19 protein-coding genes are annotated in these 19,302 nt (G+C 64.2%); 6 read left to right on the top strand and 13 right to left on the bottom strand.

Annotated features, from left to right (window positions below):
* Window positions 1-78: 78 nt before the first annotated feature.
* Genes BTHE68_RS16140 through BTHE68_RS16120 form a run of 5 tightly spaced genes read right to left on the bottom strand, consistent with a single transcriptional unit; the run spans window position 79 to window position 4,874 of the window.
* A complete protein-coding gene (locus BTHE68_RS16140) occupies window positions 79-1,083 on the bottom strand; it encodes an ABC transporter permease (RefSeq protein WP_162067332.1) in 1,005 nt (334 codons plus the stop codon).
* A complete protein-coding gene (locus tag BTHE68_RS16135; RefSeq protein WP_162068221.1) occupies window positions 1,076-2,116 on the bottom strand; it encodes an ABC transporter permease in 1,041 nt (346 codons plus the stop codon). The genes BTHE68_RS16140 and BTHE68_RS16135 overlap by 8 nt, the downstream gene beginning before the upstream one ends.
* Entirely contained in the window at window positions 2,116-3,627 is a 1,512-nt protein-coding gene (locus BTHE68_RS16130; protein WP_162067331.1) for a sugar ABC transporter ATP-binding protein, read from the bottom strand. Before BTHE68_RS16130 ends, BTHE68_RS16135 begins: the two co-directional genes overlap by 1 nt.
* An 8-nt stretch (window positions 3,628-3,635) precedes the next feature.
* On the bottom strand, window positions 3,636-4,520 hold the full coding sequence (locus tag BTHE68_RS16125; protein WP_162067330.1) for an amidohydrolase family protein: 885 nt from the start codon (window positions 4,518-4,520) through the stop codon (window positions 3,636-3,638).
* Window positions 4,521-4,550: 30 nt separating this feature from the next.
* A complete protein-coding gene (locus BTHE68_RS16120) occupies window positions 4,551-4,874 on the bottom strand; it encodes an L-rhamnose mutarotase (protein ID WP_162067329.1) in 324 nt (107 codons plus the stop codon).
* A gap of 163 nt (window positions 4,875-5,037) precedes the next feature.
* Between BTHE68_RS16120 and BTHE68_RS16115 the strand changes: the two genes are divergently transcribed.
* Entirely contained in the window at window positions 5,038-6,006 is a 969-nt protein-coding gene (locus tag BTHE68_RS16115; protein WP_162067328.1) for a LysR family transcriptional regulator, read from the top strand.
* A gap of 1 nt (window position 6,007) precedes the next feature.
* Here BTHE68_RS16115 and lra1 read toward each other — a convergent pair whose 3' ends face one another.
* From lra1 to BTHE68_RS16095, 4 genes are all read right to left on the bottom strand, one after another.
* Window positions 6,008-6,790 carry an L-rhamnose 1-dehydrogenase Lra1 gene (lra1, locus tag BTHE68_RS16110; RefSeq protein WP_162067327.1) on the bottom strand — a complete coding sequence of 261 codons (783 nt, stop codon included), beginning with the start codon at window positions 6,788-6,790 and terminating at the stop codon, window positions 6,008-6,010.
* A 115-nt stretch (window positions 6,791-6,905) separates the two neighbouring features.
* Complete coding sequence (gene rhmD, locus BTHE68_RS16105; RefSeq protein WP_162067326.1) at window positions 6,906-8,084, bottom strand: L-rhamnonate dehydratase; 1,179 nt, start codon at window positions 8,082-8,084, stop codon at window positions 6,906-6,908.
* Window positions 8,085-8,114: 30 nt separating this feature from the next.
* On the bottom strand, window positions 8,115-9,437 hold the full coding sequence (locus BTHE68_RS16100; RefSeq protein WP_162067325.1) for an MFS transporter: 1,323 nt from the start codon (window positions 9,435-9,437) through the stop codon (window positions 8,115-8,117).
* Window positions 9,438-9,459: 22 nt separating this feature from the next.
* Window positions 9,460-10,221, bottom strand: a complete 762-nt coding sequence (locus tag BTHE68_RS16095; RefSeq protein WP_162067324.1) for an SDR family NAD(P)-dependent oxidoreductase — start codon at window positions 10,219-10,221, stop codon at window positions 9,460-9,462.
* A gap of 219 nt (window positions 10,222-10,440) precedes the next feature.
* Between BTHE68_RS16095 and BTHE68_RS16090 the strand changes: the two genes are divergently transcribed.
* Window positions 10,441-11,922: a Fic family protein gene (locus tag BTHE68_RS16090; RefSeq protein WP_162067323.1), complete on the top strand. Its 1,482-nt coding sequence runs from the start codon at window positions 10,441-10,443 to the stop codon at window positions 11,920-11,922.
* 181 nt (window positions 11,923-12,103) lie between these two features.
* Window positions 12,104-12,280 (top strand): hypothetical protein, encoded by a 177-nt coding sequence (locus BTHE68_RS16085; RefSeq protein ID WP_162067322.1) that lies wholly within the window; start codon window positions 12,104-12,106, stop codon window positions 12,278-12,280.
* Window positions 12,281-12,314: 34 nt separating this feature from the next.
* On the opposite strand, the gene BTHE68_RS16080 is transcribed toward BTHE68_RS16085, so the two are convergent.
* Window positions 12,315-12,833 (bottom strand): DUF6622 family protein, encoded by a 519-nt coding sequence (locus BTHE68_RS16080; RefSeq protein ID WP_162067321.1) that lies wholly within the window; start codon window positions 12,831-12,833, stop codon window positions 12,315-12,317.
* Between the two features lie 116 nt (window positions 12,834-12,949).
* Here BTHE68_RS16080 and BTHE68_RS16075 point away from each other — a divergent pair, with 116 nt between their 5' ends.
* Together BTHE68_RS16075 and BTHE68_RS16070 are read left to right on the top strand one after the other, a co-directional pair.
* Entirely contained in the window at window positions 12,950-13,618 is a 669-nt protein-coding gene (locus BTHE68_RS16075) for a TetR/AcrR family transcriptional regulator (RefSeq protein ID WP_174258055.1), read from the top strand.
* Between the two features lie 195 nt (window positions 13,619-13,813).
* Window positions 13,814-14,668, top strand: a complete 855-nt coding sequence (locus BTHE68_RS16070; RefSeq protein ID WP_162067319.1) for a helix-turn-helix domain-containing protein — start codon at window positions 13,814-13,816, stop codon at window positions 14,666-14,668.
* Window positions 14,669-14,678: 10 nt separating this feature from the next.
* Here BTHE68_RS16070 and BTHE68_RS16065 read toward each other — a convergent pair whose 3' ends face one another.
* The 3 genes from BTHE68_RS16065 to BTHE68_RS16055 form a co-directional block, all read right to left on the bottom strand.
* On the bottom strand, window positions 14,679-16,520 hold the full coding sequence (locus tag BTHE68_RS16065) for an ATP-binding response regulator (RefSeq protein ID WP_162067318.1): 1,842 nt from the start codon (window positions 16,518-16,520) through the stop codon (window positions 14,679-14,681).
* Between the two features lie 3 nt (window positions 16,521-16,523).
* A complete protein-coding gene (locus BTHE68_RS16060) occupies window positions 16,524-18,161 on the bottom strand; it encodes an ATP-binding domain-containing protein (RefSeq protein ID WP_162067317.1) in 1,638 nt (545 codons plus the stop codon).
* Between the two features lie 78 nt (window positions 18,162-18,239).
* Entirely contained in the window at window positions 18,240-18,911 is a 672-nt protein-coding gene (locus BTHE68_RS16055) for a glutathione S-transferase (RefSeq protein ID WP_162067316.1), read from the bottom strand.
* Here BTHE68_RS16055 and BTHE68_RS16050 point away from each other — a divergent pair.
* Entirely contained in the window at window positions 18,894-19,283 is a 390-nt protein-coding gene (locus tag BTHE68_RS16050; RefSeq protein ID WP_162066890.1) for a hypothetical protein, read from the top strand. The two genes, BTHE68_RS16055 and BTHE68_RS16050, sit on opposite strands and share 18 nt — an antisense overlap.
* Window positions 19,284-19,302 lie beyond the last annotated feature (19 nt).

Raw genomic sequence — 19,302 nt, 5'->3', positions numbered from 1 at the left:
TCTCCTGTCATTGCGCATGAGTGCGCTGATTAATAGTGAATACCCGATAACGAATACCCGCAACGGACACCAACCGGATCAAAGCGCCTGCGCCATCAGACGCTTTTCGCGCGCCGCCCGCCAGCGCGCGACGAGATTCGGGATCAACACCGACGAGAGCAGCAGCGCACCCGTCACGATCGTGAGCGTTTCGCTCGATACGTCCGCGAGCGTCAGCGCATTGCGCAGCACGCCGATGATCACGAGCGACAGCAGCACGCCGATCATCGAGCCGCGCCCGCCGAAGATGCTCACGCCGCCGAACAGCACCGCCGCGATCACGGAAAGCTCGAAGCCCTCGCCGTTGTCGCCGCGCGCGCTCGTGAAGCGCAGCGTATAGACGATGCCCGCGAGCGCAGCCATCGCGCCCGACATCATGAAGAGCTTCAGCTTCGTCTTCGCGACGTCGATGCCGGAGAACTGCGCGGCCACCGGATTCGCGCCGATCGCAAAGAGGCTGCGCCCGAAAGGCGTCGTCTGCAACAGCACAGTGAAGATGATGGCGCCCGCGATGACCAGGACGAAGGGCATCGGCAGGAAGGTATTCGCGATCGTGTCGATGCCGAAGGCCGTGTACGACGCCGGAAAATCCGCGATGGCCTGATCGCCGAGCAGCACATACGCGAGACCGCGAAAGAGCGCGAGCGTGCCGATCGTCACCGCGAGCGACGGCAGACTGAAACGCACGATCACGAGGCCGTTGAGCAGGCCCGCGAGCGTGCCGAACAGAAGCACGAGGACGATCACGAGCGGCATCGGCAGGCCCATGTGCCACAGCACGCCCATCAGCGCGCTGGACGCGCCCAGCACCGACGCCACCGACAGATCGATCTCCGCCGCGACGATGACGAGCGTCATCGGCAGCGCGATCAGCGCGATCTCGGTGAAATCCGCGAGCATGTTCGAGATATTCGCCGCCGACAGAAAGAGCGGCGACAGCACGCGCCCCGCGACCAGCGAGACGACGAGCACGATCGCGAGCATCGCTTCCCATTGCAGGTGGCGGCGTTTGGTGGTGGCGAGTGCGGAATCGGGCTTAGCCATGATCGCGTTTCCTCATCATGCGGCGCGCGACGGAACGCGCCAGCAACGTATCGAGCGCGATCGCCGCAACGATCAGCGCGCCTTGAATCGCTTGCTGCCAGAACGGCGACACGCGCAACACCACGAGGGCGATGTTGATGACGCCGAGCACGAGCGCGCCGAGTGTCGCGCCCGCGATCGTGCCGACGCCGCCCGTGATCGCGACGCTGCCGACCACCGCCGCCGCGACCACCTGCAACTCGATGCCCTTCGCCGTGCTGGCATCGACGGTGCCGAAGCGCGCGAGCCACAGCACGCCCGCAAGCCCCGCGATCGCGCCCGAGAGCAGAAAGCCGATCATCACGCGACGGTCCACGCGGATGCCCGCGAGCCGCGCGGCTTCGGGATTCGAGCCGATCGCATAATGCTCGCGCCCGCCGCGATACTGCTTCAGATACACCGACAACGCGATCAGCACCACCAGCGCGATCAACACGAGATTCGGCACGCCGAGGAGCGAGCCCGTCGCGATGGAGGCAAACGCATCGGGCAGACTCGTTGCGTTGATCTGACCGCCGTGGACCCACGCGTAGTCCGCGCCGCGCACGATATAAAGCGTCGAAAGCGTGGCGACGAGCGAAGGCACGCGCCCGAACGTGACGAGCGCGCCGTTCACCGCGCCGATCGCGAGGCCAACGCCGATGCCCGCGAGCATCGCAACGAGCACCGGCATATGCGGAAACATCACGAAGAGACTGCCGACCGCATAGGCCGATACGCCGACCACCGACGCCACGGACAGATCGATATGCCGCATCAGCATCACGATCGTCATGCCCGCCGTCAGCAGACCGATGATCGATACATTGAGCAGCACGTCGCGCAGATTCTGCAGATTGAGGAAGTCGGGCTTGACCGCCGCCGTCGCGCCGATCAGCACGAGCAGCACGATGAAGAGCGTCAGCTCGCGGCTCTTCGCGATCGAGACCGCGAGGCTTTCGCGTTTCGTTTCGGCAGGCGGCATCGCGGGTAGCGTGGGAGAGTGTCGTGTCATCATGCTGCACGTCCTAGTGTTTGCGCGGACGCGCCCAGAGCTGCGCTCATCACACGTTCTTCGTTCGCATCGGCGCGGGCGATATCCGCGCTGATGCGGCCTTCGTGCATCACGAGCACGCGATCCGCCATGCCGAGCACTTCAGGCAGTTCGCTCGATATCATCAGCACCGCCATGCCCTCCTTCACGAGTTCCGCCAGCGTGCGATACACCTCCGCTTTCGCGCCCACGTCGATACCGCGCGTCGGCTCGTCGATGATGAGCACCTTCGGGTTCGTCGCGAGCCATTTGCCGAGCACGACCTTCTGCTGATTGCCGCCCGACAGCGTGCCGACGGGCGCATCGAGATCGCCGGCCTTGAGGCGCAGACGCTTGCCCCAGTCGGCTGCGAGCGCCGATTCGCTCTTCGCCGTGATGAGTCCGTGCCGCATCAAGCGTCCGAGCACCGTCAGCGACGCATTGCGCGCGATGCTCAACTCCAGCGCGAGCCCCTGCGCGCGACGATCTTCCGGCACGAGCGCGAGGCCCGCGCGCACGGCGGCCGCCGGATGTCCCAGCGCGAGCTTTTTGCCCGCGATCTTCACTTCACCGCCATCGACCGGATCGATACCGAAGATCGCGCGCGCTACCTCGCTTCTTCCCGCGCCGACCAGTCCGGCCAGCGCGACGATCTCGCCCGCCCGCACATCGAACGAGACGTTCCTGAACACGCCTTCGCGCGTGAGATTGCGCACCGAAAGACGCACGTCTCCAGGCGTTACGTCGGCTTTCGGATAGAACGTGTCGAGATCGCGGCCGACCATCCGGCTCACGATCGCATCGATGTTCATGTCCTGCGTGAGCGCGTCGTAGACTTTCATGCCGTCGCGCATGATCGTCATGCGCTGCGTCAGCGCGAACACTTCATCGAGACGATGCGTGATGAAAAGAATCGCGACATCGCGCTCGCGCAAGGCGCGCACGATCGCGAAGAGCCGTTCCACTTCGGGCAGCGAGAGCGCGGCGGTCGGCTCGTCCATGATCAGCACATTCGCATCGAGCGACAGCGCCTTCGCGATCTCGACGACCTGCTGATCCGCTATCGACAGGCCGCGCACGAGCCGTTGCGCGCGCAGATTCACGCCGAGCGACGACAGCAGCGCATCGACTTCGCGATGCATTTCGTCGTAGCGAATGCGGCCGAAGCGATCGCGCGGCTGCCGGCCCATATAGATGTTCTCCGCGATGGAAAGATCGGCGAAGAGCGTCGGCTCCTGATAGATCACGGCGATGCCCGCATCGCGCGCTTCGGCGGGATTCGCGAAGCGGCGCGCGACGCCATCCACGAGCAGCTCGCCCGCATCGGGCTGATAGACGCCCGCGAGCAGTTTCACGAGCGTCGACTTGCCCGCGCCGTTCTCGCCCAGCAACGCGTGCACTTCGCCGGGAAAGAGTTGCAGGCTGCCGTCGCCGAGCGCGCGCACGCGTCCGAACGATTTGCCTGCATGCCTCAGTTCGAGTCTTGGCGTCATGTTTCCCTCTAGATCCGATAGATGCGTTCGGCGTTGCGCACGAACAGCGCGTCCTTCTCGCTGTCGCTGGCATCGCCGACGATCTGCGCGTAGGCGTTCCAGATCGCCGTGTACGAACCGAACAGGCGATCCACGGGAAAGTTCGATGCGAACATCGCGCGGTCGCTGCCGAATGTATCGATGGTCTCGTGCACGTAAGGGCGCAGGCTCTCGACGGTCCACGCGTGATCGAACATGGCGAAGCCGCTCAGCTTCACCGCGACGTTCGGGCAGGCGGCCAGCATCCGAATGCCTTCACGCCACGCGCGATAGCCCTGCGTCGAATTGCGGTCCACGAACATCCCCGCGTGATTGACGATGAATTGCGTATCCGCATGCTCGCGCGCGAGTTGCGCGGCCTCTTCCATCTGCGATGGATACAGTTGCAGATCGAACGACATGCCGAAGCGCTTCAGTAAGCCGAAATGCCTGCGCCATTGCGGCTCGCGCATGAAATGACGGCCGACATAGTCGTAGAGCCTGTTCTCATGCACGTTGAGAATCTGGCGGATGCCGCGCGTATTGGCGAACGCCGCGTGCGCTTCGAGCACCTGTTCAGCGTTGTCCGCCGACAGGTCCGCGCCCGCGACGATGCCGTTCGGCATGCCGTCCTTGTCCGCGATCGATTGCAGCCAGCGCGTTTCCTCGACGGGATCGGCGGGATCGTGATTCGCATCGACATGCACGAGCTTCAGGACTTCGATGTCCTGTGCATCGCACAGCAGATCCGCGAGCAGATAGTCGTGCTTCAAGTCGCGCGCATCGCCGACGAACGACGTCTGCGGATTCGCGAGCCAGGGGTAATGATGCGTGGACAACTCCCACAGATGAATATGCGGATCGACGACCTGCATGTTGCTTTCCTCGCGAGAGAGGCGAACGTTTCAGGGAAGATGAAACACCGGCACGAGCGGCACCGCGACAGGCGCGCTGTCTCCACGCTCCGCGTGTGTCTCCATCAGTTCGGCCATGCTGTCCCACCACTTGCGCATGATGGGCAGCGTCGCGAGCGCATGGGTGGTATGCGTGTCCGTACGCTGCTGGATGGCGAACAGATGTCCGGTCGATTCGTCGAGAAAGATCCGGTAATCGCGGATGCCCGCCGCGTGCAGCGCGTCGGCCAGTTCCGGCCAGAGCTCGCGATGGCGCTTCTCGTATTCCTCGCGCATGCCCGGCTTCAGGGTCATGCGAAATGCCACTGTCTCCATGGCGGGCCGCCTTCTTTTGATTGGTGAATCCCTGTGTGCGGGAGTCGTTGTGCTGCGACTATAATTCGCCGACCGATAACACGACAATCCGATTGCAGGATTGGCCGATCGCAAAAACGTATCGCTGCGCCGTATCATCGCGCGGTTCAACGCGAACTGTCGAATGAATCAGAACGTGTCCCAAAGTGTGTCGCCCGGCATTTCAACCAGCGCGCTGGTCAATCGGCTGAAGTTCAAGCATCTGGCGCTGCTCGTCGCGCTCGATGACGCGCGCAATCTTCATCAGGCCGCCGAGACGATCAACGTCGCGCAGCCGAGCGCGAGCCGCATGCTCGCGGACATCGAGGAGGCATTCGGCTTTCTGCTGTTCGAGCGCAACGCGCGCGGCATGCAGCCGACGCCGCTCGGCACCGCCGCGCTGGCCTACGCGCGCCGCTCGCTCGCGGACCTGACGCGCTTCGCCGACGATCTCGACGCCAAGCGTCGCGGCGGGCACGGCCAGTTGACCGTGGGCGCGATCATGGGCGCCGCGCCCGACGTGCTCGCGATGGCCGTCACCGAACTGAAATCCGAGCGGCCGCTGCTGAACGTTCGCATCCTCGGCGAGACGAGCGATCAGGTCGTGCAGTTGCTGCATCGCCGCGAAGTCGATCTCGCGCTCGGGCGGCTGACCACGCCCCTGCAACACAACGATTTCGACTTCGAGCCGCTCGCGCGCGAAGCGATGCGGCTCGTCGTGCGCGCGGGGCATCCGCTCGCCGGAAAGACCGAACTCGCGCTGGACACGCTGGTTGGCTGGCCGTGGATTCTGCAGCCAATCGCGAGCCCCGCGCGCGGCCTGTTCGAAGACGAACTCGCGCGCGCAGGACTGACGACGCCGGCCGATATCGTCGAATGCGCGTCGATCTTCGCGACGCTGCAATTGCTGCAGAACAGCGAAGCCGTCGCGATGCTGCCGGAGTCGGTCGTGCGGGACTATCTGCGGGCGCAGTTGCTGATCGAACTGCCGATCGAAATCGGCAAGAGCCTGTCCGGTTTCGGGCTGTTGCGTCGAAAGTTCGAAACCTTGAGCGAACCGGCCGAATACTTCATCGCGTTGTTGCGCAAGTACTCGGCCGTGTCACCTCACTGAGTCACTGAAGATTGACGAACAGGCCGCCATCCACGAGCAAAGAAGCGCCCGTCACATAGCGCGCGCGGTCCGAGGCGAGAAAGACGACGCATTGCGCGACGTCATCGGGCGCGCCGAGACGCCCGAGCGGAATGCGCTTCTCCATATAGGCGCGCTTGTCCGTGTCCGAAAGGTCATCGGCGTTGAGATCGGTCGCGATGGTGCCCGGCATCACCGAGTTGCAGCGGATGCCATACGGTCCGAGCGCGATCGCGCACGATTGCATCAGCGAATGGACGCCCGCCTTGGTCGGCGTGTAGTGCGTCTGCATGCCGCCGCCGACGAGCGCGCTGATCGAACTCGTCGCGACGATCGCGCCGCCCGTGCCCTGCGCCTTCATCTGGTTCGCGGCGGCCTGCGTCACGTAGAACGCGCCATTCAGGTTCACCGCGACCGTGGTCTCGTAGACGGAGGCGGGCATGTCGAGAAACGCGTGGAACGGGCAGATGCCCGCATTGCTCGACAGCACGTCGACGTGGCCGAACGCATCCACCGTGCGCGCGATGAGTTCGATGCCCGTGTCGCGCTCGGCGACGTTGCCCTCGACGGCGATCGCGCGCCGCCCGAGCGCTTCGATCTCGTCGACGATCGATTCCACCGCCGATGCCTTGCCGTACGACTTGTCGTTGTCGCCCCAGTAGTTGATGGCGACATCCGCGCCTTCACGCGCGCTCGCGAGCGCGATCGCCCGGCCGATGCCACGCGATCCGCCCGTCACCACGACGACCTTGTTCTGCAAAAGCATGAATGTCTCCCCTTGTCGCATCGTTGAGGGTGACGGCGCATACCGTCATCCACGTTACATCGCCGCGCGAACGCCTTCCTTACTGTCACGCCAAACGGATGACGCTCGACGCGTATCAATGCGTGTAAGGCCGCGTCAGCGCGCACTCCGGATTCAGCCGCACGCCGAAGCCCGGCGTCTCCGGCACCTTCATGCGGCCGTTCACCGGCACGGGCTCGTCGAGCAGCAAGGGCGTGAACATCGGCACGACCTGATCGGCCTTGGGCGCCATCATCAGGAACTCGGCGAACGGCGAGTTGTGGCGCGTCACGACGAAGTGATAGCTGTACACCGACGAGCCATGCGGCACGACGAGCACGTTGTGCGCGTCCGCCAGCGCGGAAATCTTGATCAGCTCCGTGATGCCGCCGCACCAGCCGACATCCGGCTGCACGAGGTCCGCGCAGCCCATCTCGAACAGCATGCGAAAGCCCCAGCGCGTCGCTTCGTGCTCGCCGGTCGTGACCATCATCCCGTTCGGCACCGAGCGGCGCAGTTCGGCATAGCCCCAGTAGTCATCCGGCGGCAACGCTTCCTCGATCCACTTCAGGCCGTGTTCGCGCGCCGCGTTCGCGAGGCGCTTCGCGTAGTTGAGGTCGAGACTCATCCAGCAGTCGAACATCAGCCAGAAATCGTCGCCGACTTTCGCGCGCATGTCCGCGAGTTTCGCGATGTTCTTGTGCAGTCCTTCCTCGCCTTCCGCCGGGCCGTGCTGCAAGGGCATCTTGCCGCCGATGAAGCCCATCTGCTTCGCGAGATCGGGGCGCGCGCCCGTCGCGTAGAACTGCAGTTCGTCGCGAACCGGACCGCCCAGCAGATGAAACACCGGTTCCTTGCGCACTTTCGCGAGCAGGTCCCACAGCGCGAGATCGACGCCCGAAATCGCGTTGAGCACGATGCCCTTGCGCCCGTAATAGAGCGTTGCGTTGTACATCTGATCCCACATCTTTTCGATGTCGGTGACGCGCTGTCCTTCGAGAAAGCGCGCGAGATGCTTCTCGACGATGAACGCGCCGATCTCGCCGCCCGTCGTCACCGCGAAGCCCACGGTGCCGTCGCTCGCCTCGATCTCCACGACGAGCGAGCCGAGCACGTTCAGCCCGAACGACTGGCGGCTCTTGCGGTATTCGGGATAGCGCGCCATCGGCGTGGCGATGTGATCGTCGATCCAGTGATCGGCGCCCTGGTCGTGATAGTCGGCGCCGCCGCCGCGAACCGTGAAGGCGCGCACCTGGGCGATCGTGGGCATGGACATGATGTGGCTCCGTACGTGTGGTTTCGTTGTTCAGGACGCCTTGGCGGCGTCGGGAAGATGTCCGTGATCGGCGCGCCCCGGCACGCGCACCAGCGCGGCGATGACGAGCGCGGCAAGTACGCTCGCGCCCGCCAGCACCATGAGCCCGGCGCTCGTCGAATGGAACGCGGCTTCGGCGGCGGTGCGGGCCATCGGCGCGAAGAAACCGCCGAGTCCGCCGAGCGAATTGACGAGCGCGATGCCGGCTGCGGCGGCCGCGCCGGTCAGATAGCGCGTCGGGAAGGTCCAGAAGAGCGGCTGCGCGGCGATAAAGCCGCTCGCCGCGCAGCACAGCGCGATCAGTGAGACGACGGGCGAGCCCGCGACGCCCGACACTGCAATCGCCACACCCGACATCACGAGCAGCGCCACCGCGCAGACGCGATGCCTGCCGGTTCGATCGGCATAACGCGGCACGATCCACGTGACGATCACGGCGGCGATCCACGGCAGCGCCGTCACGAGCCCGACGCGCAAGCCCACCTTCGTTCCGAGCAGCGCGGAGACCTGTTGCGGCAGATAGAAGACGACGCCGTACACCGCCGCCTGAATCAGAAAGTACACGCAGCACAGCACCAGCACGCGCGGATCGACGAGCGCCGCGAGCACGCTGTGCGGACCGTGCGACGACGCGGCGCGCGCATCCTCGTCGAGGCGGCCGACGAGCAGCGCGCATTGTTCCTGCGTGAGCCAGCGCGCCTTCGCGGGGTCATCGTCGAGATACCAGAACGCCCACACGCCGACGATCGACGCAAGCAGTCCTTCGACGAGAAAGAGCCACTGCCAGCCCTTGAAGCCGAGCGCGCCGTGCAGGTCGAGAAGCAGGCCCGAAAGCGGCGCGCCGAAGATAAACGCGAGCGGCGCGCCGAAATAGAACACGCCGAGCGCGCGCGCCCGCGACGATTGCGGGAACCAGCGCGTCAGGTAATAGACGATGCCTGGAAAGAAACCCGCCTCCGCCACGCCGAGCAGAAAGCGCAGCACGTAGAACGTGGTCGAATCATGCGCGAAGGACATCGCTGCGGAGACGAGGCCCCACGTCACCATGATGCGGCACATCCACAGCTTCGCACCGACGCGATGCAGCAACAGATTGCTTGGCACTTCGAAGATTGCATAGCCGACGAAGAACACGCCCGCGCCGAAGGCGAATGCGGCGTTGGTCAGGCCGGTGTCCTGCTGCAACGCCTTCTGCGCGAAGCCGATATTCGCGCGATCCAGAAACGCGAGCACATACATGAGCAGCAGAAACGGCAGCAGGCGGCGCATCACGCGGGACGTGACGGCGCCTTCCGCTGTAGCGGAGTGATTCATCGCGATTCTCCCGAGAACGCAATCAGTACGTCGCGCGTCCGCCCGACAGATCGAACACCGCGCCGGTGCTGAACGCGCAGTCCTCGGACGAGAGCCACAGGATCAGCGACGCGGCCTCCTGCGGCATCAGGAAGCGGTTCATCGGAATTTTGGAGAGCATGTAGTCGATGTGTTGCTGCGACATCGAATCGAAGATTTCGGTCTTGGCGGCGGCGGGCGTGACGGCGTTCACGAGGATGTTCTTGCCCGCGAGTTCCTTGCCGAGCGATTTCGTGAGCCCGATCAATCCTGCTTTGGACGCGCTGTAGTGCGATGCGTTGGGATTGCCTTCCTTGCCCGCGATCGACGCGACATTGACGATGCGCCCGTAGCCCCCCTTCAACATGTGCGGCACGACAGCGCGACAGGTCAGATACGGCCCGATGAGATTGACGTCGATGACGCGGCGCCACACGTCGGGCGCGAGTTCCCAGGTCGTGCCGTTGCCGCCGGTGATGCCCGCATTGTTGACGAGCACGTCGATCCGCCCATGCGCGGTGAGGGTTTTTTTCGCGGCGGCGTCGACGGACGATTCATCGGTCAGTTCGACGAGGGCTTCGCTGACCTTGCGGTCCTTGTGCTTCGCCGAGAGTTCGGCGCTGGTTCGTGCGAGGCGTTCGCCGTCGACGTCCCACAGCGAGACATCGGCGCCCGATTTGAGCGCGCGCTCCGCCACCGCGAGGCCGATGCCGCGTGCGCCGCCGGTGACGATCACGACGCGGTCCGCCAGGTCGATACGGTTCATGGGTCTTGTCTCCTTTCGTTGTTCGTTGCCGTGGGTTTTGGGTGCCGTGAGAGGCACTATAGTCCCGCGCCAATAGCGCAACAATTCGAAAGGGCGATCGTTCGATAGCAAAAGCGGATCGAACAGATCAGTCGAACGGCCAAAGATCAGGATTTCTCGATAAATTCGTCAGAAACGAGCATAAAGTTATGATTTCTCGATAAACGTTAAGAAATCTCGATGACGCCCATCGGTTATGCCCGTCTCATCGCCATAGGGGAACTGCGCGTAACGCCGCCGGCGCGGCTCGCCTACGCGAGTTCGTCGGTGAACCGGCGGATCGACAGCGAGAGCCAGATTCTGTTTCCCAACAGCGTCGCTTTCGACGATACACCCGTCGGTCATCTCGAGTTCGCGCTCCGTCACGAAGGTGTCAACCTCGAAGTCATCGATGCCGCGTTCGAGCATATCGAGCCTGGCGAACTTATCGACCGGCTGCGCGCGACGCCGACCGGCGAGCAGATTCGCCGCGCGTGCTTTCTCTGGGAATGGCTGACCGGCAGGGAACTCGACGCCGGCGTGACCATCAAGGGCGGGTATGTCGATCTCTTTCCGGCCGAGCTTTATTACACAGCGCCGCAGCCGGTGCGCGCGCCGCGCTTTCGCGTGCGCAACAACGCGCTGGGCACGCCGTGGTTCTGTCCGATCGTCCATCGTGCTGCGATTCCCGATGATCCGCCTCTCTCCGGGTTGCTTCTCGAAGCGCAAAGTGCGCTCGACGCGATGCAGGACCCGGAGTTGTATAAACGCGCGCTGGCTTTTCTGTATTTGTCGGAGACGCGCGGCAGTTACGCGATCGAATCGGAGACGCCCAGTTCGGACAAGCAGGAACGCTTCGTTCAACTCCTGCGACGCGCCGGCGAACCGGCGAAAGTCGACGAAGAGTGGCTCGTGCAACTGCAGAACGTGATCGTGCGTGATGTCTACAGCCAGGAAGCGTCATATCGGAACAAACAGAACTGGCTCGAAGATGCCGCCGGCCGGGTCGACTTCTTTCCCGTGCCGACCAGCGACCTGCGGCGGGTGATGGCCGACTGGGAGCGCTTCGTCAACGACCAGAAGCATTGCCCCGACGTGCTGGTGAAGGCCGCGTGCGCCGCGTTCGGGTTCGTCTATCTGCACCCGTTTTTCGACGGCAACGGCCGTCTCCATCGTTTTCTGATTCAGCACGTGCTGGCGCGTTCGGGTTTGCTGGGCGCGGATACCGTCATCCCGGTCTCAGCGGTGATGGAGCGCAACATCCCGGCCTATCACGCAGTGCTGACGGCGTTTTCCCGCCCGGTGACGAGACTATGGAATTACCGGCGCGTCGATACGGAGCCGCTTGTGCTGAGCGCGCCGTCGAGCCGCGCCTATCGGTTCTTCAACGCCGACCGCGAAGTGGCGTTCCTCTACGCGATGATCAAGGAAGCGGTGCGGGAGGAGATTCCCCGCGAGATCGCATGGCTGCAAGGCTATCACGCGTTCGCGTTGCTGAATGACGAATTCGATTTGCCGCGCAAGGACCTCTCGGTGCTGATTCGCATGACGCAGTCGAACAAAGGCACGCTGTCCACGCATCGCAGGAAGCAGTATCAGCATGTTCCTCGAGCGGTGCTCGATCGCATCGAAGAAGTCGTGCGCGACGCGTTCGCGAGCCAGGCACGGACTTCAGGAAATTAGGTTTTTTCGAGGAGAAGGCGAAAATCACACCGAAAATTAAAATTTCTCGATGAGAGTTAAAGAATTTCGAGCCCGGGACTGCTCAGAACGTTGACTTGTCCGGCGTGGCTTGACGAGGTCGCACCACCGGCCGCCTGTTTTCGGGGAAATCTCCGCGAGCATCAACGAGTGAATCTTTGAAGTGTCTGTCCGCGATGAGCGCGAAGGCAAAAAGCGCAGCGACACCTATCGGGCAGAGAAAAAGAACAGCGACCAGCACGGCGACCTCCGATCAATGATGCAACGCAGTGTAGCGCGGGAAAACACGCCTATTGTCTTGAAAAAAGACAATACTCCGTTCAACAATCGCGAACTTTGATTCGGAATGCGCTGATGCAGAGGGCGCCGATCGATTACGAACGTTCCAGGAACGGTTCCGGCGCCGGCCGCAGCGCCAGCCAGTAGATCAGGAACCGTCCCGCGAAGATGCCCGCCACCGCGCCCGAAACGAGACCATTCAGCACGATGAAGGTCGAATCCACGCCGATATAAGGCGTCGTTGCCATCTCGAAGCCGATCCAGAATTTCATCGCGAAGGTCAACAGGATCAGTACGAGCGGCACCGCCGAGCCAGGCAACGTGATCGTGCGCCGCACGCGGTCCACCGTCATGCCGCTACGCTTCGCAAGCGTAACGCCGAGCCCCGCGCCCAGCACGCCGCCCGCCGCCCACATCAGCGCCGTATCCCAACCGGTCGCCGGGTCCGACAGAAGATGCAGCAATCCCCAGCCGACGAACACCGCCGGCACGATGCCCAGCTTCGACAGCGGCGCGGTGCTGCCCTTCATCGCCTTCATGCCGCGAGAGACCAGCACGGCAAGCAGAACCCAAACCCAGGCGGGTGCACCCAGCAAGATCTCTTGAAAGGACATGATCGTTCTCCTGTGACTGTTAATCTTTACGATGGAAAGATTTTGACTTTCACGCGTGCTTGGGTCAAGATAATTTTCCATTGTAAAGATTGATCGACCAACGGGTCTCCATTCCTATGCAGAACACCCCGCCCACCAGAAAACGCGGTCGTCCCGCGAAAGCACCCGAAGCCGCGCCGCATCCCTACCATCACGGCTCGCTGCCGGACGCGCTGCTGCATGCCGCCGAAACCGTGCTTCGCCGCGACGGATTGCGCGGTCTCACGCTGCGCGCGATCGCCCGCGAGGCAGGCGTGTCGCACACTGCGCCACAACATCATTTCGGCGACACCGCGGGCGTGCTTGCCGAGCTCGCGGCGAGCGGACATCGGCGACTGGCTCACGCGATGCAAAAACGCGCAGCCGCCGCCAGCGCCGGGACGGATCGCGGCCGCGCGATCGCGCACGGCTACATCGACTTCGCGGTCGCCAATCCCGACCTCTTCCGGCTGATGTCCCGCAACGAACTGCTCGACACCGAAAGGCCGTCGCTCGTGGAAGCGCGGCGCATGTCCGCCGCCGGCCTCGCAGATGTGTTCGATGCCGTGCCCGAGATCGCGCCTGGCAGCAACAGCGCGTTCGGCGCGATGAGTTCGGAGCAGACCATCGCGATGGCATCGGCGTGGGCGCACGTGCACGGGCTCGCGTCGCTTCTGATCGACAACCGGCTCAACGGGCTCGCCGCCGTGCCGGGCACGTTCCGCACGCCGCGCGATCTGGTCGACGCCGTGATCGACACGATGTGAAACCAAGTGCGCGCAAGCGAACGGCGGTTTCGCCACTTTTGTCCGTAAGATCAAGATGTTGAGCGCGTTCCAGCGATCCATTTTGAGTGCAAGGACGCGCGCCATTTACAATGTCGGATCGACTGCGCACGGCTTGCCCGGCCCACGCCGAACCATGCCTTCCGCAGTCCCACCCTTACGCATCCGACTGGCAGTATGGTCACTGAAACGTCTTCTTCGGAATCGCTCGCCGTCGCGGAGCGCGTGCGCGAGCTGATGGGCCGTCACGGCATCGGCAAGCGGCAGCAGACCGCCGAGTTGTGCCGCATTCTCGACCTGAGTTTTTCGCAGGGCCATCGCAAGCTGCGCGGCAACAGTCCGTGGACGATCGCGCAGATCCGCCGCGTCGCCGATGCCTTCGACGAGCCCGCGCTCAAGCTTTTCGATTCGATCAACACGCGCCCCGACGTCACCGAAGGCACCGCGCACGACGCCGTGCTCAAGCTCGGTTCGCTCGAGATTCCGTGCATGGCGTGGGTCGGCAACGCGCTCGAGGCGGGCAGCCGGCCGGATTTCATCGCGCAGAAGCTGAACAACCGCTGGATCGTCACGAAGCATGAAGGCGTCCTGTTGCAGGAGGCCTGCGACGTCCACAAGATCGAAATCCAGCCGCGCCGCCCGGATACCGACAAGCCGATCATCGCCGTAGTCGACGACGATCACGCGTCCGCCGACAATCTGCATGACTATCTCGAAGCCACCGGCTTCACGGCGATGGCCTTCTACGGTCTCGACGCCTTCCTCGAAGCGCTGCAGGCTCAAGTGTTCGACGCCGTCGTGATGGACTGGCTGTTCGGCGTCCATACGTCGGCGGACGCGATCCGCGCGGTGCGCGAGTCGGACAATCCGGACGCGCCGGTATTCGTGCTCACCGGCGAACTGACTACAGGCAAGGCGAGCGAGTCGGAAATCAGCCAGGTCATCCGCGACTACAACGTGACGTGTTTCGAGAAGCCCGCGCGGCTGGGCATACTCGTCGCGGATCTTTCCAAGCGGCTGATGCGCAGCTGAACGGCAAGGCCTACGTGACTCGCCGGCGTACCGTCACCGCGCGGTGCACGGCGCCCTTCAGCACCTCGTAACGCACCGGCTTCAGCAGGTAATCGAAGAACAGCACGGCCGCGGCCGGGTCCACGAGTTCGGGCGCGTAGGCGCTCACCGCGATGATCGGCACGCTCGCGCCCGGCGCACTGCGCGCACGATATTCGTTCGCGAACGAGTAGCCGTCCTTGCCGGGCATGTGCAGGTCGGCGAGGATCACGTGGGCGTCATTGGCGCGCAGCCACGCAAGCGCGCTGTCGACATCCGGCAGCGCCACGGCCGAATAGCCCAGATGCGTGAGCATTTCGGTGAGCGAATCGCGGATCGCCTCGTGATCGTCGATGACGAGCACGCGCGATTTGCGCAGTTCGGGCGCATCGGCTTCCTGCTCGCCGCGCTCGGGCATATGCTCGGCCGACGCCGCCGGCAAACTCACGCGAAACGCGGCGCCCTGTCCCACTTCGCTCGATACTTCGATCTTCCCGTCGAGCAGATCGACGAGCCCGCGCACGACCGCGAGGCCCATTCCCGCGCCGTCGAAGCGCCGCGTGCTGGACGAGTCGAGCTGCGTGAATTCCTGAAAAATCAGCGGCAACTGCTCGCGGGGGATACCCGGGCCCGTGTCGATCACCGAAATGTCGAGACGCTTCTCCGTGCGCGCGAAATGCACGTCGATGGAACCGGCGTCGGTGTACTTGATGGCGTTGGTCACGAGATTCGTCACGATCTGCCGAACGCGATGCGGATCGGACTCGATCGGCCCGCGTTCGCCCGCGTAGTCGCCGCGCAACGCCAGCCCCTTCGCGCTCGCGGCGGGCGTGTTCGCATCGATGATGGATTCGAGCAGGTCCACCGGATCGAATACGGACATGCGCAATTCGAGCTTGCCCGCGCCCAGACGCGCGTAGTCGGTCAGATCGCGCATCTGCGCTTCGAGATGGCGCGCGCCCGCTTCCAGCCGCTGCATGATCTTGCGGTCGGCATCGCCGCGCGCGTTCAACCCGAGCAACTCGACCGACGAGACGATCGCGTGCAGCGGCGTGCGCAGTTCGTGGCTGATCATGCCGAGGAAGGTGTCTTTCGCGACGCCGGCCTCGCGTGCCGTGCGCGTCGCCTGATGCTCGGCCACGAGTGCCGCGCGCTGCTGCTCGATGAGACGCGTGCGCCGGTATCCATTCAGCAGCAGCAACGCCGTGGCGGCCGCGGACAGCACCCCGAGCAGAATCCCGCCGTAGATCAGATAACGGCGCTTCGCCTCGAAGTCGCGCACGATCGCCTCGCGCTCGGCGACATCCATGAGCCGGCGTCCGCTCGCCAGTTCTGCCACGACCGGTGCGTTCTGGCGCAGCACGCCGATCACGCGCAAGGTGTGCTGACGCTCCGTCTCGAGCCCGTCGACATTCGCCTCGATGGAATCCAGCGCGGTCTGCAATTGCCGCAGGATTTCGCGCTGCCGGTTCAGCAGGGCTTCGTGGCCGTCCGCCTGTCCCGTCGACTCCGACACCTGCGTGAGCCGCGCGCGCAGCAGTCGATAGCTCGCGCGCACGGCTTCGGCATCCTCGTCGATGCCGTTGCGGTACAGCAGCACGTGATTCTCGAAGCGCTCATAGGCGATCTGCAACTGCGCGGCGTCCCAGTAGACGTCGTAGGGCACGACGAGCCTGTGCGTCTCGCGCGCGAGCAGGCCCGAGTACAGCATGTAGCCGACCGCGCCGATCGGCGGCGCGACCGCGAGCGCGATCAGCGCCGCATACCAGAGGCGGCGAAACCAGGGGCGCGCGGCGTGCGCGCGCAAGGAGGGCTCGGTGCTGATGACGGCCATCGGTCACTGGAGCGCTTCGATGGCCCGGGCCGCACGCGCCGACGCGACCACGATCAGCTTCATCGTCGCCCGCGTCGCGCCGACGAAGACCTTGCGCGCCGCCTGTTCGTCGAGCGCGTCGAAATCGACTTCGGTGAGAATCACGCACGGCGCGGATTGCCCCTTGAAGCGGTAGATCGATTCGAGCAGCACATCGCCCTCGCGATACTCCGGGTTGCCGAACAGATCGTACGTGCCGGTGAAGGCGCGCAGCCGGTGCGGGCCGAGCTGGTCGACCGCCGTCAGCGCCGAGCCCTCGCGGCCCCGGAACGACAGCACCGCGATGTCCTGTTTGCGAAAACCCAGCGACAGCGCGTTCGTGATGGCGCGCTTGGTCGCCTCGATGATTTCCTCGGGATGACCGTCCTCGTAGGTCGAGATGCTGACATCCGAGCCGTCGAACGGGCTGCCCGCGTCGAGCCGCACTTCGGGCCCGACGATCTTGCGGACGAAGCCGAGCAGATCGCGCGGGCTGCGATAGTTGGTGCTTTCGCGCAGGATGGTCCAGCCCGGCAGCGGCACGGATTCACGCAGATAGAGGTTCTGCATCGGATCTTCGAGCCACCACCACGCGCCGTCGGAATTGAGCAGGCGTTCGAGCGCATCGACCCACGCCGCCTGAAAATCCTGACCTTCGTCGACGATCAGCACATCGGTCTTCCAGTGCTCGGGCACGGGCACCGCCGCGAAGCGCTCTTCCAGCGTCGCGAACACATTCGGCTGACTGAAGTCGGGCGGGCTTCCCGCATCGCGCGCAACCGCCGCGCTCAGCTGATGATAGTTCGCGATCTTCGCCTCTTTCGGCGCGATCACGCGGATGTGGTCGGCGAGCGGCCGGTTGAAGCACACGTAGAGCACGCTCTTGCCCTGCGCCAGCGCATCGCGCATCACGCGCACCGCGAGCTGCGTCTTGCCCGCGCCCGCGGTCGCGATCACGCGTAGACGGAACGGCTCGAATTCGAGCCTGCGCGCCCACGTCGCGAGCCCGCCCGACAGACGCGTGACGAGCGTGTTGGCCGCGCCGACGAGCGCGTTGGTATCGGGCGTGAGCGAGAGTTCATCGGCGAGAAAGTGATGAATGCGCGCCGCCGCTTCGAAGCGCGGCTCGTCGGGCGGCAGGATGTCGAGCACGGCGCGCGCGAGTTGCGACTTGCGGCTCGCATCGACGATACGCGCAGGCGCGACACCCGCGATGGCGGCGTTCTTCACCGTGTAGTCGGGGCAATACAGCAGTTCCTCGATCCGGTACGTGCCCGCGCCGAATGCGGCGGTGAAGCGCCGATGCAGGTTCTCCAGCGTGCGCGCGAGCTGAATCGCGACGTTGCGCTCCTTCTGCAGATAGACCTTCACGAGTCCCGCGCTCGTTTCGCGCAGGAAGCCCGCCTTCATCTCGATCATCAGCACGCGGCCCGATGGCGCGACCACCACGAAATCCGCTTCGCCGAATACGGAAAAGCCTTCGTTGATGCGCGTCCAGTGCACGCCGTGATAGACCGTGTAGTCTTCAGGGAGCTTTTCGAGGAGCGCCAGCGTTTCGAGTTCGCGCGCAGCGGCGCCGGTCGCTTCGAGGTTCTTCCAGTCGTCGGGAACGATTCGGGCCATGCGTCGCCTGTGGGCTGAGTGTTTGCGTGCGAGTCATTGTACGCAACACGCCGGGCGCGCTGGCAGTCGGCCGAATGGCTAGCTGGCGAAGTCGTAGCGGCCGCCGCGTTCCAGTGCGCGCTGGTAGGCAGGCCTCGCGTGAATACGTTCGAGAAACGCCCGGATATGCGGCAGCGACTTGGCCCCCGCCCGCTGGCTCCCGGTCTCGAGCGGAAAGCTCATCTGCACATCGGCGGCGCTGAACGTATCTCCCACAAACCAGTTCGATTTCGCAAGCTCGGCGTCGATATATCCGAGATGCAGCCGCAATTGCGGATCGATGAAGCTGCTCTGCATCGTCTGCGCGATGCGCCGGGCAATCGGCCTGGCGAAGAACGGCATCTTCGCACTCTCCAGCCGCCGCGCGACGAGCTTGAGCAGAAGCGGCGGCATCGCCGAGCCTTCCGCATAGTGCATCCAGTAGTTGTAGCGCACGCGTTCCGGCGACACGCCCGGCGGCGGTGAGAAACGCCCTTCGCCGTAGCGATCCACGAGATATTCGATGACCGCACCCGACTCCGCGAGCGTGAGATCGCCATCGGTGACGACCGGTGATTTGCCGAGCGGATGCACCGCGCGCAATTCGGGCGGCGCGAGCATCGTGCGCGGGTCGCGCTGATAGCGTTTCAGTTCGTATTCGACGCCGAGTTCTTCCAGCATCCAGAGCACCCGCTGAGAGCGGGAATTGTTGAGGTGGTGGACGGTCAGCATAAGTTTGGCGATCTTGGACCGGAGGCCTTGTCTGGCGGGAGTTTAGCGCGCCGGGCGAGCATTGGGGCGGCGAGATTGCAGGCGGGTATCCGACGACTGATCGGCGAGAAAAGCAGATGTCACGACCAAACGCTATACTCCGGCCCTTACAAAAAATTACGGGGCAGACCAGCGTTGGAACACACGGGGAACATCAACATTCAAGAAGCGAACCGACAGGAGTTCGCAGAAGAGCGGCAAGCAGAAAAATCGAGCACCGCCACGCAAGCAGACGAGAAAATCGTCGTCGGACCAGGCGGAAAGCCAATGACCGCAGGCGAGTTCAAACGGCTCAATGATTGGCTGGAACTGGATTTCTTGCCGCCGCTCTAGCCATCCGATCGATCAGGCA

The organism is Burkholderia sp. THE68 (genome assembly GCF_009938265.1).
GTDB lineage: Bacteria > Pseudomonadota > Gammaproteobacteria > Burkholderiales > Burkholderiaceae > Caballeronia.
The sequence above is the reverse complement of the archived record's forward strand: the minus strand, read 5'-3'. Positions and strand labels throughout refer to the sequence as shown.

Excerpts from the sequence above, each read along its gene's own strand:
- BTHE68_RS16140 (WP_162067332.1), bottom strand. The coding sequence starts at position 1,083 with ATGGCTAAGCCCGATTCCGCACTCGCCACCACCAAACGCCGCCACCTG.
- BTHE68_RS16135 (WP_162068221.1), bottom strand. The coding sequence starts at position 2,116 with ATGACACGACACTCTCCCACGCTACCCGCGATGCCGCCTGCCGAAACG.
- BTHE68_RS16130 (WP_162067331.1), bottom strand. The coding sequence starts at position 3,627 with ATGACGCCAAGACTCGAACTGAGGCATGCAGGCAAATCGTTCGGACGC.
- BTHE68_RS16125 (WP_162067330.1), bottom strand. The coding sequence starts at position 4,520 with ATGCAGGTCGTCGATCCGCATATTCATCTGTGGGAGTTGTCCACGCAT.
- BTHE68_RS16120 (WP_162067329.1), bottom strand. The coding sequence starts at position 4,874 with ATGGAGACAGTGGCATTTCGCATGACCCTGAAGCCGGGCATGCGCGAG.
- BTHE68_RS16115 (WP_162067328.1), top strand. The coding sequence starts at position 5,038 with ATGAATCAGAACGTGTCCCAAAGTGTGTCGCCCGGCATTTCAACCAGC.
- lra1 (WP_162067327.1), bottom strand. The coding sequence starts at position 6,790 with ATGCTTTTGCAGAACAAGGTCGTCGTGGTGACGGGCGGATCGCGTGGC.
- rhmD (WP_162067326.1), bottom strand. The coding sequence starts at position 8,084 with ATGTCCATGCCCACGATCGCCCAGGTGCGCGCCTTCACGGTTCGCGGC.
- BTHE68_RS16100 (WP_162067325.1), bottom strand. The coding sequence starts at position 9,437 with ATGAATCACTCCGCTACAGCGGAAGGCGCCGTCACGTCCCGCGTGATG.
- BTHE68_RS16095 (WP_162067324.1), bottom strand. The coding sequence starts at position 10,221 with ATGAACCGTATCGACCTGGCGGACCGCGTCGTGATCGTCACCGGCGGC.
- BTHE68_RS16090 (WP_162067323.1), top strand. The coding sequence starts at position 10,441 with ATGACGCCCATCGGTTATGCCCGTCTCATCGCCATAGGGGAACTGCGC.
- BTHE68_RS16080 (WP_162067321.1), bottom strand. The coding sequence starts at position 12,833 with ATGTCCTTTCAAGAGATCTTGCTGGGTGCACCCGCCTGGGTTTGGGTT.
- BTHE68_RS16075 (WP_174258055.1), top strand. The coding sequence starts at position 12,950 with ATGCAGAACACCCCGCCCACCAGAAAACGCGGTCGTCCCGCGAAAGCA.
- BTHE68_RS16070 (WP_162067319.1), top strand. The coding sequence starts at position 13,814 with ATGGTCACTGAAACGTCTTCTTCGGAATCGCTCGCCGTCGCGGAGCGC.
- BTHE68_RS16065 (WP_162067318.1), bottom strand. The coding sequence starts at position 16,520 with ATGGCCGTCATCAGCACCGAGCCCTCCTTGCGCGCGCACGCCGCGCGC.
- BTHE68_RS16060 (WP_162067317.1), bottom strand. The coding sequence starts at position 18,161 with ATGGCCCGAATCGTTCCCGACGACTGGAAGAACCTCGAAGCGACCGGC.
- BTHE68_RS16055 (WP_162067316.1), bottom strand. The coding sequence starts at position 18,911 with ATGCTGACCGTCCACCACCTCAACAATTCCCGCTCTCAGCGGGTGCTC.